A 10,186-nucleotide genomic window follows, 5' to 3' on the forward strand; every position below is an offset into this window, starting at 1 on the left:
ATCGTCGCGTTGGACGAACGTAAGATGAACTGTCTGGTTACGATCGGTGGTCGTCCAGCAACGCCGCCGCCGTGAAGAGCTCGACGCCGACACGAATCGCCTCCTCGTCCACGTCGAAGTCGCCCCGATGCAGGTCGAGGCGCGAGCCCGAGCCGGGAGCGCGGACGCCGAGGCGGGCCATCGCACCCGGAACGTGCTCCAGGTACCAGGAGAAGTCCTCACCCCCGAGACTCTGCTCGGTGTCCTCGATCGCCTGCGATCCCCGCCGCGCGGCGTGGGCATCGCGCAGCAGTTCCGTGATCACCGGGTCGTTGACCACGGGCGGCACCCCGCGGATGTAGTTGATCTGGGACTTGGCGCGGTGCAGCGTGGCGATCTCGTCGACCGCCGCGTGCACCAGGTCCGGGGCCTCGCGCCAGGCGGGCAGATCCAGACAGCGGACGGTGCCCGCGAGCTCCGCGTGCTGCGGGATGACGTTGCAGGCGTGCCCGGACTCGATACGGCCCCAGGTCAGGGCCAGTCCGGAGCGGGTGTCCACCCGGCGGGACAGCAGCGCGGGGACCTCGGTGACGATCTTGGCGGCGGCGGTGACGAGGTCCGTCGTCAGATGCGGACGCGCGGTGTGGCCGCCGGGGCCGTCGAGGGTGATTTCCAGCCGGTCGCACGCCGAGGTGATGGGACCGACGCGCAGCCCGATCCGGCCGGCGTCGACACGGGGATCGCAGTGCACGGCGATGATCCGGCCCACGCCGTCCAGTACCCCCGACTCGATCGCGTCGGCCGCACCGCCCGGCAGCACCTCCTCGGCGGGCTGGAAGATCAGCCGCACCGGGTGGGGCAGCAGGCCCTGCCGGTCGAGGTCGGCGAGGACCAGTCCGGCCCCGAGGACCGCCGCGGTGTGGACGTCGTGGCCGCAGGCGTGGGCCCGGTCCGGCACGGTCGACCGGTACGGCACGCCGGCCTTGGTGTCCGGAATCGGGAGGGCGTCGATGTCGGCGCGCAGGGCGAGCACGGGCCGGACCCCGTCCGTACCCACGTCGCACACGAGTCCCGTGCCCGTCGACAGCACCTGCGGGCGCAGGCCGGCGGCCTCCAGCCGCGCCTTGATCGCCGCAGTCGTCCGGAACTCCTGGTTCCCGAGCTCCGGGTGCATGTGCAAGTCCCGGCGGAAGGCGATGAGTTCGGTGCGCAGGGCGTCGGACAGCGTGCCGGGCAGAACGTAGTCGCCGGGCAACTCGGCTTCGCCGGGAAGGCCGGCGTCGGGCTCGCGGGACATCAACTGGTTCACCCGTTGAAGAGTAGGCCCCTTCAAGGCCCAACTAACTCGAGATCAACAAAAGTTCAGCCCTATAGGGGGAAGAAAGTGCGTCTGACGACGCTTGGCCGTCGTTCGGTGTGGGTAAGCTCACCCGCTTTTGACCACGATATGGACACTCCGGCCTGTTGTCGCGTCCAGGTCGGCCGTTCGGGTACCCGGGCCGGGCGGCTCGGAGCGTCCGTACGCCGGTCCGGCCCGCCCCCGGGCTCTCCGCACCGGCCGGCCCGTCGCGCCCCCGGCCACGCGGCACCGGCCGCACCCGGGCGGGGCGGGACCGCCCCACTCCCCGGTCAGCTCCGAGCCACCCGGTCCACCCCGGCCGGGCTCCGGACCGCTCGTAGGCCCCGGGACCTGGTCCGTTCGCCTGGGCCGGGGCCCGGCGCGTCAGGCGGGCGCCGAGAGCCGCTGCACGTGGCGCGCCGTGCCCGTGACCCCCGCGAGGAAGCCCTGGGCCCGTGGTGACGCCGTGTCCCTGAGCCACTCCGGGGCGATGTCGCACACCGCAACCGTCACACCGGTGCCCGCCAGCGCGAGCGGCAGGGTGTGCACGACGGTGGAGGGGAAACTCAGCACCGTACGGCCGACCGGGCCGCGCCGGGCGATCAGCTCCAGCGGCAGATCGGGCCGGACGATCTCCAGACCGGTGTCGGCCGCGAGCCGGCGCAGCTTGTCCGCGCCCTCCCGGCGATGGGCGAAGTAGCGGGTGGCGTCGTGCGCACGGGCGAGCGAGGCGACGGCGTCCAGGTACCGCTGGAGATCGACCACCCCGGTCTCCACGAGCGAGGTGCCCACCAGGTCCACGCCCCGGGTGAGCAGCGGCGGGCCGAACCGCGTGCGCGTCCAGCGGAACCGGTGGGGGGTGACGGTGATGCCGTCCGGCGCCTCCTCCACGGGCATCGCGGTGAAGAGCTCGACCTCGCGGCAGCGCGACGGCGTGAGCCTCCGGCGTGCGGCCGCCGAGACCGGGGCGAGCAGCAACTCGCGCGGGCCGCGGCGGCCGCGGCGGTGCCAGCGCACCAGCCGTTCACCGCGCGTCAGCTGCGCCACGAACTCCATGGTGGCCGTGCCGTCGTCGACCACGGTCAGCCGTCGCGTGCCCACGAGGGTGAGCAGGAGCTGCACATAGCGGGAGAACGGGTCGCCGATGACGATCCGCTCGGCCCGGCGCAGCACGGGGCCCAGCGCCCGCACGGTCCGTACGACCGCGTCCGCGCCGCCGCGGGCCTCCTGCCAGCGCACCGTGATCCCCTCGTCGCGCGCCAGCTCCGCCATCCGGCGCAGCTGCCCTCGGGACATGGGATCGGTGGGCGAGAGCACGACGACCGTCAGGTCGCCGCCCCGGGCAGCCTCGCCGCGGGCGGCGCCCGGTCCCGGCTGCGCGGGTATCGCGGCCGGCGCGGGGGTGTGCGCCCACTCCAGGACGTTCAGCAGCTGGACCGGGCTCTCGACGAAGGCGAGGTCCATGGGAGTCAGACCGCGACCGGCTCGGCCCGCTCGCTCTGCTCGGCCTCGGCGACGACGCCGGGGACGCGGCGGAGCTTCTTCATCGGGGCGAGCTCGGACTCGTAGACCTTCTTCAATCCGTCGCCGAGGGCGGCCTCGATGGTGCGGATGTCGCGGACCATGCGCTGCAGACCGCCGGGCTCGACGGAGGCGGCCTGGTCCGAACCCCACATGGCGCGGTCGAGGGTGATGTGGCGCTCGACGAACGCGGCGCCGAGCGCGACGGCCGCGAGGGTGGTCTGCAGACCGGTCTCGTGGCCGGAGTAGCCGATCGGGACGTTCGGGTACTCCTGCATCAGGGTGTTGATGACGCGGAGGTTGAGCTCCTCGGCCTTGGCCGGGTAGGTCGAGGTGGCGTGGCAGAGCAGGATGTTCTCGCTGCCGAGGACCTCGACGGCGTGCCGGATCTGCTTCGGCGTCGACATACCGGTGGACAGGATGACCGTCCTGCCGGTGGCGCGCAGCTCGCGCAGCAGCTCGTCGTCCGTGAGGGAGGCGGAGGCCACCTTGTGGGCGGGGACGTCGAACTTCTCCAGGAAGGCGACGGCCTCGGTGTCCCACGGCGAGGCGAACCAGTCGATGCCGCGCTCGCGGCAGTGCTCGTCTATGGCGCGGTACTCGTCCTCGCCGAACTCCACGCGGTGGCGGTAGTCGATGTACGTCATCCGGCCCCAGGGGGTGTCGCGTTCGATGTCCCACTGGTCGCGGGGGGTGCAGATCTCCGGGGTGCGCTTCTGGAACTTGACCGCGTCGCAGCCCGCGTCGGCGGCGGCGTCGATCAGCGCGAAGGCGTTGTCCAGGTCGCCGTTGTGGTTGATGCCGATCTCGCCGGTGACGTAGACGGGCCGGCCGGGACCGGCGGTCTTGCCGCCGAGGGTGCGCAGACGGGAGTTCATGAGGGGTTCCTTACGGTTCGGCCTACTGGGCGGGGGTGCTGAGGGTGGGACCGAGAAGCCAGGTGGCGATCTCCCGGATCGCGCCGGCGCCACCCGGGGTGGTGGTCACGGCACGGGCGGCGGCACGCACGGAGTCGTGCGCGCTCGCCACGGCGACGGGCCAGCCGACGAGCCCGAAGCAGGGCAGGTCGTTGACGTCGTTGCCGGCGTAGAGGACCCGCTCGGGCGCGACCGCGTTCTCCGCGCACCACCGCTCCAGGGCGGCGTCCTTGCGGTCGATGCCGTGCAGGACGGGGAGGCCGAGCTTGCGGGCCCGGGCCGCGACGACGGGGTTCTGTTCGGTGGAGAGGACCAGCAGCTTCAGCCCGGCACGGCGCAGCGCGGCGATGCCGAGGCCGTCGCCGCGGTGCACGGCGACGAGTTCGCGTCCGTCGGAGTCGACCAGGACGCGGTCGTCGGTCTGGGTGCCGTCGAAGTCGAGGACGACGGCGTCGACGTCCGCGCGGGTGGGGACGGCCACCGGGTCGAGCAGCGGTGCGAGGACGCGGGCCCGGGCGAGGTCGTGCGGGTCGTCGATCTCCAGGACCCGTGCGGGGTCGGTCTCGACCAGCGCGGTGCGCCCGAAGAAGCGGTGTCCGTGGACCCGCAGGCCGCGGGCGTCCATCGCGTACGCGGCCCCGGTCTCCAGGAAGTCCTCGGGCCGGTCCTGCCGCCGGGGGCGGTGGCTCTTGTCGTGGTTGACGCCTCGGCCGTCGTCGTGGGCGGTACCGGCGGGGGCGGGCGTGCCCGTCGCCGCCGCTTCACGGCGCCAGACGAAGGCGTGGAAAGGGGCGACCGTGACCGCGGTGTCGGCGCCGTCCTTGGCCACCGCGGAGGCGACCCGTTCGATGTCGTCGACGGTCAGGAAGGGGCTGGTGCACTGGACGAGGAGGACCACATCGACCGTGCGGCCGTGGTCCGCCTCGTAGGCGTCCACGGCGTGGAGCACCGCGGACTCGCTGGTCGCGGTGTCGCCCGCGATGTCCGCCGGGCGCTCGACGCAGTGGACCCGGCCGGCGGCGCCGGCGGCCGCTCCGGCCGCCCGCGCGGCGTCCGCGATCGCCGGGTCGTCGGTGGACACCACGACATCGGTGACCAGGGGGGATCCGGTGCAGGCCCGTACGGCGCGCGCGACGAGCGGCACGCCGCCGACCGCGGCGAGGTTCTTGCCGGGCACGCCCTTGGAGCCGCCCCTGGCGGGGATCACGGCGAGGACGGTGGTCATGAGGTGGAGCTCCTTCTGGCCTTCGGAACGGTCACAGCTCGCCCATGCGGCGGATGACGGGCGCCACGCGCTGCACGCCGTGGCGGTAGGCGCCGCGTGCCGCCCCGCGCACCGCGTCGCGGACGAGTCGGCGCACCCCGGTGGGACCGGCGGCCGGCGCCGTTCCCGGGAGCGGGCTGCCGTCCGGGGCGAGACGGTGGCGGGCGAGGATCCCCGGCAGGTAACCGGGTGCCGTGGTGGCGGTGTAGTAGGGGGTGACGGGCGGGAGCTCCGGCCGGCGCAGAAGTGCGGCCACGCGCTCCCGCGCCTCGTCGAAGGCCGTCCCGTACCGCCCGTCGGCGGCGACGCCCTGCCGGGCCAGCCATTCCTCGTCGGGTACGGGCCGGTGGTCCCGGTCGAGCCGGTCCCAGGAGGTGAGCAGCCCGGAGCCGAGGAAGTGGTGGTTGCCGAGCGCCTCGCGTACGCCGAGATCGGTGAGGATCGCGGTGGGGATGCGCCGGTGGAGCGCTTCGAGGGCGGCGGTCGAGGAGACGGTGACCAGCAGGTCCGTCCGGTCCAGGACCTCGCCCATGTGCCCGTACACGAGGCCGAGGTTCGGCGGAAGCCCCCCGGGGAGCCGCTCGGCGAGCCTCTGGTACGGCACCTCCTCCAGGTGCGTGGTGTGCTCGCCGGGCCGGGAGCGCAGCTTGAGCAGCACCTCGCGGGAGGGGTGGAGCCTCGCGTGCCCGGCGAGCCGGCCGAGCAGGTACTCGCGGTCGGAGCGGCTGTCGGGGACGGACGGCTGGACGGCGAAGACCACCGTGTCCCGGCCGTCCCTCCGCTCGTACGGGGCGCCGCCGAGGAACGGCAGCGCCGCCTCGGTCACCGCCGAGGGATCGGCGCCGACCCCCTCGTACACCGCGCGAAACCGTTCCGCGTCGTGGCGGGAGTTGGCGAGGACGACGTCCGCGCCGTGCCGCAGCAGCAGTCCGTCGGCGAGCTTCTCGTAGACGACGCCGACGTAGCCGGTGACCAGTACGGGCCGGCGGGGCAGCCGGAGGGCCGCGATCCCGTGGAGCACGGCCTGCACGGCGCCGCCGACGAGGGCGAGGACGACGACGTCGTACCCCTCGTCGCGTATCGCGCTGAGGAACTCGGCGGCGGTGACCTCGCGCACGCCGTCCGCGGCGACCCCGACCTCGGCGAGCTGCCGGGCGGTGGGCGTCGCCCGCCCCCTCAGGAGGAATCCGGCCGGTTCGGCGGAGGCCGCCGGGTCGTCCCCGGCGGCTATCCGGCGCGCGGTGAGCGCGCCCCATTTCCACCGGGTGTCGGAGTCGGCGAGCACGGCGACGCGCGGCGCCTGGCTGGTACGTGATGGCACGCCGAGGACGTTAGAAAGGCATTCGGCTCGGCGGCCCAACTCGGCAGCAACAAAGGGTTAACAGCGCGTCGACGGACGGCGAAAGAGCCACGGAATCGTTCGGGTTAACAATTCCGCCGCACCTTGTTCACCCGCCGTCCCTCCCGCGGTCAGAGCGAATGACGGGGCCCGCGCCTAATCTCCGGCGCGTGGTCAAGCTCTCGGTCATCGTGCCCTTCTACAACGTCCAGGCCTATGCGCCCGACACCCTCGCAAGCCTCCGGGCGAACGCCCGGGAGGACTTCGAGTTCCTGCTCGTCGACGACTGCTCGACGGACGGAACGCCGGAGATCCTGGAGCGTGCCGAACGCGAGTTGCCGGGAGCGGTCCTGATCAGACACGAACGCAACGGCGGGCTCGCCACGGCCCGCAACACCGGTCTGGACGCCGCCAGCGGCGCGTACATCACCTTCCTGGACGGCGACGACTGGCTGGCCCCGGGCCACTACGAGCGGCTGCTCGCGGCCGCCGAGGAACTCGGCGTCGACTTCGTCCGCACCGACCACGTGCAGTGCACGGCCCGGGAGCGCAAGGTCTTCCGGGTGCCCGTCGGCCGTCGGAACGAGGTGCTCCGGCCGCGTGACGCGATCCTGCCCGCCGACCGGTCCACCTCCGTCGACTACCCCATGGCCTGGGCCGGCATCTACCGGCGCGAGCTGCTGGACCGGGGGCTGCTGCACTTCACGGACGGCCTGCGGACCGCCGAGGACCGGCCCTGGATCTGGCGGCTGCACCGCGGGGCGGAGTCCTTCGCCGCGGTGGGTCTGCTGGGAATCTTCTACCGCCGCGGGGTCGCCTCTTCACTGACCCAGATCGGTGACGTACGGCAGCTGGATTTCATCAGGGCTTTCGACCAGGTACTGGAAGAAACCGCGAATGATCCGGAATCCGGGCGGCTTCTGCCGAAAGCCGTCCGAACCTACTGCGCCGTCATTTCCCATCATCTGGGATCGATCGAGAGGTTCGAACCGTCCGTGGCCCGGAAACTGCGTTCGATGAGCGCGGACGCCCTGCACCGTATGCCGCAGGACATTCTCAAGGACGCACTCGACGGCATGGACGGCGAACGCTCCTCCCGACTGCGCAGGCTGCGCCGCCGAGCGACGGGAACACCGGCGGTCTCCGGCGCGGCGGGAGCGGCCTGATGGCTACGACGCCGAGCACCGGACCGGGCACCGCACGGACCACGCAGATCTTCTTCGTCTCCACCCTTTACGGCGCGGCGACGCTGGCGGCGGCGCTCGACACCGGCCGCTTCGCACCCGCGGACCGGCGGCTGCTGCTGGTGAGCAACAACGCGACGACCCCGGAGACGGCGCCCCCGGTCGACCGGATGCCGGGCTTCGAGCGGCTGCGCGGCCGATTCGACGGGGTGCTTTCGTGGAACGAGGCGATCACGCCCTTCCACCCGGGCGGCTGGTCGCCGCGCCCGGACGACGTCCCGATGTGGGAGCGGTATCTGCGGATGCTGTGGGACCTCGGGGACGACCGGATCGAGCTGGCACTGGAGTCCATCCAGGTCAACCCCGCCCTCGCGGTGGCCCAGTTGTTCCCGGACGCCCGCCTCGACGTGTACGCGGACGGGCTGATGAGCTACGGCCCGACGCGGAACAAGATCGATCCGCTGGTGGGCGAGCGGGTGCGCAGGCTGCTGCACCTCGATCTGGTGCCGGGGCTGACGCCGCTGCTGCTGGAGGAGTTCGGGGCCCGGCCGGAAGCGGTGCCGGCCGAGGCGTTCACCAAGGTGGTCGCCGAACTCGCCGCCGACGCGGAGGGCCTGGCAGCCACGGTGGACACCCGGGATGCGGCGGTTCCGGCAGACGGCGGCGAGGGGCCCGCGCTGCTGCTCGGGCAGTACCTGGCGGCCCTGGGCATCCTCACCGCGGAGGAGGAGGAAGCCCTGTACGTGGGGATGGTGCGGGGCGCGGTCGCCCACGGCCACCGCCGACTCGTCTTCAAGCCGCATCCGACGGCGCCGGCGGCGTGGTCGCGGGCCCTGGAGCGCGAGGCGGAGGGCCTGGGCGCCGAACTGACCGTGCTGGACCGGCCGGTGCTGGCGGAGGTGCTGTACCGGCAGCTGAGGCCGGCGCTGGTGGTGGGGTGCTTCTCCACGGCGCTGCTGACCGCGAGCACGTTCTACGGCATCCCGGTCGCGCGGTTCGGGACGGAGCCGCTGCTCGACCGGCTGAAGCCGTACCAGAACAGCAACCGGGTGCCGGTGACGCTGGCCGACGCGCTGGTCCCCGACCTGGAGGGCAGCCGCCCCGGTGCCCCGCGCCGGGTGGACGAGGAGGTGTCGGGGCTGGTCCGGGCGGTCGGGTTCGCCATGCAGCCGCAGATCCGGGCGGACCTGCGAGGGGCGGCGGAGACATATCTGACGGCCCGTCTCACGACGGGGAGCGCACGCTACTTCAAGCGCCGCCGTCTGACGGTCCTCGGCCTCCCCGGCGGTCTCCCGGTCCCCCGCCACGCCGCGATCCGCCGCATGGCCCGCCGGGTCCGCCGCATCAGGCGCGGCACGCTCGGCTGACGGACGGCTCCCCTCCCGGGGCGGGGGCGCGCCGGGGACGGGGCCGCCCGCGCCCCGGTGCGGTGCGGGGCGGGGCGGGGCGACCGTGATGCCCTCCCGCCGCGGCGAGTCTCGCGGTGAGGTCCGGGCGCAGACGCCCTGCGCTCCGCTACCGGTACGGGACCGTCGTCTGCGAACCGCCGGGGACGGAGTCGGCGAGGGCCGGGACACCAACCAGGAGCGATACACCCGCAACCCGAGTCGTCAGACGCCCTGCGCTCCGCTACCGGTACGGGACCGTCGTCTGCGAACCGCCGGGGACGGAGTCGGCGAGGGCCGGGACACCAACCAGGAGCGATGCACCCGCGAGAGGGCGGTGGCACCCCCGACGGCACCCTTCGACCCGGCCGCTGCGCTCGCGGCGGCCGGGCGTCACTCCGGCGCCGGGAGCTCTCCCGTGCAGGTGGCTCGGCCGAACTCACCGGAGGCCGTTGAGCTCTGGAGGTGCTTGCCACGGATGGCGAGGGCGCAGCGGGCCCGGCCGCCCCGCTCGTCGAGGACGATGCTGACCACCGGGTCCTTGCCGAGCGGCACGTCGACGGTCTTCTTCCACGGCAGCCGGACCCCCGATGCGGTGACGGCGGCGTCGGCCCCGGACGCGCCGAGGGCCCGGTAGGAGATGTCGACCGTGCCGGATCCCGTGACCTCGTACGTCACCTCGGCACGGGGAGTCGCCTTCGGCGCCGGCGCGCTCCCGGTCGTGGTGAAGACGCCGTACAGCACGAGCCCCGCGCAGGCAGCCGCCGTCGCGCCGGCGATGACGAGCCCGCTGCGGTCGAGGCGACGACGCTTCGGACCGGCGCCGGCGTCACCGGTCCCGGCCTCCTGGACGTCACTCACGTCACTCGCGCCGGTGGCCTCCGGCCCCTCGGAATTCTCCGTGGCCGTCGTGCATTTCCGGGCTTCTGTGCCCATGAACTCTTCCTCTCGGAAACGGAACCTCGCGGCGCGGAACCCGGCGTTTATACACGACGGTTGAAGTGCGTGGCCAGCGGCCGGAAATAACGGACATCGCACATCGGTGAATTGGCGTCAAGTCTGAAATCGCCCGTTTGTCGATTCGGTTGACTCGACGATCGCGGAGCGTCTAGAACCTCGGCGCCGCTGCGCATGGCCTCCCGTACCGGCAGGTGGGACGGGTGCCGGTGCGGCGCGCATGTCATGACGCACAAGGAAAGGCTTGGCGTGAAACCCAGATTGGGCAGGCTTGTCGCGTGCCTTGCGGTATCTGCGGTGA

The 10,186-nt window shown here is 73.0% G+C and carries 8 protein-coding genes; 2 read left to right on the top strand and 6 right to left on the bottom strand.

The window, feature by feature from the left end:
* Positions 1 to 37: 37 nt before the first annotated feature.
* The 5 genes from FEF34_RS14230 to FEF34_RS14250 form a co-directional block, all read right to left on the bottom strand.
* Positions 38 to 1,276, bottom strand: coding sequence for an amidohydrolase (locus FEF34_RS14230; RefSeq protein ID WP_138057475.1), 1,239 nt, complete (start codon positions 1,274 to 1,276; stop codon positions 38 to 40).
* A 426-nt stretch (positions 1,277 to 1,702) separates the two neighbouring features.
* On the bottom strand, positions 1,703 to 2,782 hold the full coding sequence (locus FEF34_RS14235; protein ID WP_138053534.1) for a hypothetical protein: 1,080 nt from the start codon (positions 2,780 to 2,782) through the stop codon (positions 1,703 to 1,705).
* A gap of 5 nt (positions 2,783 to 2,787) precedes the next feature.
* Positions 2,788 to 3,717: an N-acetylneuraminate synthase family protein gene (locus tag FEF34_RS14240; RefSeq protein ID WP_138053535.1), complete on the bottom strand. Its 930-nt coding sequence runs from the start codon at positions 3,715 to 3,717 to the stop codon at positions 2,788 to 2,790.
* 22 nt (positions 3,718 to 3,739) lie between these two features.
* A complete protein-coding gene (locus FEF34_RS14245) occupies positions 3,740 to 4,981 on the bottom strand; it encodes an acylneuraminate cytidylyltransferase (protein ID WP_138053536.1) in 1,242 nt (413 codons plus the stop codon).
* Between the two features lie 31 nt (positions 4,982 to 5,012).
* Complete coding sequence (locus tag FEF34_RS14250) at positions 5,013 to 6,341, bottom strand: DUF6716 putative glycosyltransferase (protein ID WP_171052953.1); 1,329 nt, start codon at positions 6,339 to 6,341, stop codon at positions 5,013 to 5,015.
* A gap of 188 nt (positions 6,342 to 6,529) precedes the next feature.
* On the opposite strand from FEF34_RS14250, the gene FEF34_RS14255 reads away from it, so the two are divergent.
* Positions 6,530 to 7,525 carry a glycosyltransferase family 2 protein gene (locus tag FEF34_RS14255; protein ID WP_138053537.1) on the top strand — a complete coding sequence of 332 codons (996 nt, stop codon included), beginning with the start codon at positions 6,530 to 6,532 and terminating at the stop codon, positions 7,523 to 7,525.
* Positions 7,525 to 8,910, top strand: a complete 1,386-nt coding sequence (locus FEF34_RS14260; protein ID WP_138053538.1) for an alpha-2,8-polysialyltransferase family protein — start codon at positions 7,525 to 7,527, stop codon at positions 8,908 to 8,910. The genes FEF34_RS14255 and FEF34_RS14260 overlap by 1 nt, the downstream gene beginning before the upstream one ends.
* A gap of 411 nt (positions 8,911 to 9,321) precedes the next feature.
* On the opposite strand, the gene FEF34_RS14265 is transcribed toward FEF34_RS14260, so the two are convergent.
* The gene (locus FEF34_RS14265) at positions 9,322 to 9,864 is read right to left on the bottom strand and encodes a hypothetical protein (protein WP_234042395.1); all 543 of its coding nucleotides are present in this window, start codon (positions 9,862 to 9,864) and stop codon (positions 9,322 to 9,324) included.
* Between the last annotated feature and the right edge of the window lie 322 nt (positions 9,865 to 10,186).

It is taken from the genome of Streptomyces marianii (assembly GCF_005795905.1).
Taxonomy (GTDB): Bacteria; Actinomycetota; Actinomycetes; order Streptomycetales; family Streptomycetaceae; genus Streptomyces; species Streptomyces marianii.